This window comes from Streptomyces sp. DH12 (assembly GCF_020873895.1).
Classification (GTDB): Bacteria; Actinomycetota; Actinomycetes; order Streptomycetales; family Streptomycetaceae; genus Streptomyces.
The window spans coordinates 1-410 of the sequence record NZ_JAHWGT010001447.1; the positions used below are offsets into that span (position 1 = coordinate 1).

Annotated in this window: 1 pseudogene; it reads right to left on the reverse strand. The window is 65.9% G+C overall.

Annotated features, from left to right (window positions below):
* A pseudogene (locus tag LPA54_RS40510) lies at window positions 1-410 on the reverse strand (hypothetical protein); the annotation flags it as partial.

The window sequence follows — 410 nt, forward strand, 5'->3', positions numbered from 1 at the left end:
TCGTGGGAGAGCCCACGCAGGTGATGGACGACGGCCTGGCGGAATGCGGGTGCGGGCTCGGCGTCGATGAGCACGGCGATACCGTCCTGAACGCAAATTCTCCCGTCGGACAGCGATGTGACGAGAAGTTCGTTGAGAAGAAAGGGATTTCCGTTGACGCGCGCCACCAACGCGAGAACATCGTCGTCGGGGCAGGCGCCGAGCAGTTCCGCGGTGATTTCCGCCACGGCTTCGGGAGAGAGCGATTCCAACCGGTGGCGTGCGGCCCCTTCCCGGATGAGCCAGTCGATGGTCTCCTGGGCATGACCGGGTGTACGTGACGCGCCGCGGGCGAGTATCCACAGGACCGGCAGCGAGGCCGAGGCGTCGATCAGGTTCCGCAGGGCGTCCGCGGTGAGATCGTCCACGAG